Source organism: Lysobacter zhanggongensis, assembly GCF_046638635.1.
GTDB lineage: Bacteria > Pseudomonadota > Gammaproteobacteria > Xanthomonadales > Xanthomonadaceae > Novilysobacter > Novilysobacter luteus.
Genome location: NZ_JBJXHK010000162.1, coordinates 1 through 1,633, shown reverse-complemented (window position 1 = coordinate 1,633; position 1,633 = coordinate 1). Strand labels below are relative to the sequence as shown.

Here is a 1,633-nt window from a genome sequence, read left to right as displayed (position 1 = left end):
CGCGAGCGGGCGGTGCCCAGCGCCAGCGCTGCCGCCGCGCCGAGCAGCAGCGCACCCCACAGCGCCAGCGACACCGGGCCGGGCAGCACCCGCGCAAGCATCCACACGGCCAGCCCGAGGAACACGAAACCGAACAGCCGCTGCACCGCGAGCATCCACGGCCCGCTGGTGGGCAGCCCCTTGCCGGCGGCCACGCCGAATGCCAGCAGCGGCAGGCCCATGCCCATCGCCAGCAGGAACAACGCCGCCCCGCCAAACGCCGGGTCCTGGGTCTGGCCGATATAGAGCACCGCGGCCGCGAGCGGCGGTGCCACGCAGGGACCGACGATCAACGCCGACAGCGCGCCCATCACCGCCACCCCGGCCAGCGAACCGCCTCGCTGCCGATCGCTCAGCGCGCCCAGCCGGTTGCGCAGGCCAGACGGGAGTTGCAACTCGTACAACCCGAAACTCGACAGGGCGAGTGCCACGAACAACGCAGCGAACGTCGCCAGCACCCACGGGTTCTGGAACGCGATCTGCACGTTGGCGCCGACCAGGCCGGCGACCACGCCGGCCACGGTAAACACCAGTGCATTGGCCAGCACGTAGACGAACGACAGCCCAAGGGCGCGCCCGGCCCCGAGGCCGCGCTCGTGGCCGGCCGAGGCGCCCGCGATAAGGCCCGACAGGATCGGGATCATCGGCAGCACGCAGGGAGTGAAGGCCAGCAGCAGGCCAAAGCCGAAGAAGCTCAGCAGTGCCCACCAGCGGTTCGGACCCGACAGCGCGGCCGCCAGCCGGCTGTCCTCGGCCTGGTTGCCGGCGTCGACGTCGGACGATGCGGGCAGGTCGCCTTCCGCGGGGGAGGTATCGAACCCACCTGCCACCGGGATGCTGTCGCCGGCCGGCTGCCCGGTGTCGGCTGGGCCAGTCGCCGGGCTTGCCAGTGCAACGTCGACCCCAGGCGGCATCGCTGAATCGATGGCCTTGGCGGTGTCCGNGAACCCACCTGCCACCGGGATGCTGTCGCCGGCCGGCTGCCCGGTGTCGGCTGGGCCAGTCGCCGGGCTTGCCAGTGCAACGTCGACCCCAGGCGGCATCGCTGAATCGATGGCCTTGGCGGTGTCCGCCCCGGGCACAGGCGCCGCCGCGGTCGCGGTCGCGGTCGGCTGCGACGAAACCGTGCCCGCCGGCAGCGCGACCTCGACCATCCGGGTCATCGGCGGGTAGCAGATGCCGTCGGTCTGGCAGCCCTGAAAGGTGGCCCGCAGCTGCATCGTGGTCGCGACAGCCGTCGCGCGGCGCAGCGGGACCGTGACCTCGACCGGGTCGAAATAGACCACTACCTCGCCGAAATACTCGTCGCGGTGCTGCCGGCCGCGTGGCCATTGTGCGCGGCCGAGTGCAACGCCGGCCCCGTCGCCCGCCAGCACCAGCCGGGTCTGGTCCCGATACAGGTAGTAGCCGGGCGCGGGTGAGAAGCGCAGCCGGAGGGTGTCACCGTCGTCGGCGATGGCTTCGAAGCCGAACGCCTGCTCGGGCGGCAGCGGTTCGTCGAAGCCGGCCGGTGCGGCGAGCAGCGGGTTGCCGGGCAGACGGACCGGGTTGGCCGCGCCGCCACCACGGCCGAGCAGGCCGGTGCCAGCCCCCG

General features: G+C 72.7%; 1 protein-coding gene. It reads right to left on the bottom strand.

Features of this window, described 5'->3' with window-relative positions:
* A partial coding sequence (locus tag ACKVMH_RS13440; protein WP_459167120.1) for a cytochrome c biogenesis protein CcdA occupies positions 1-1,496 on the bottom strand: 1,496 nt, incomplete at its 3' end.
* Positions 1,497-1,633: the final 137 nt, after the last annotated feature.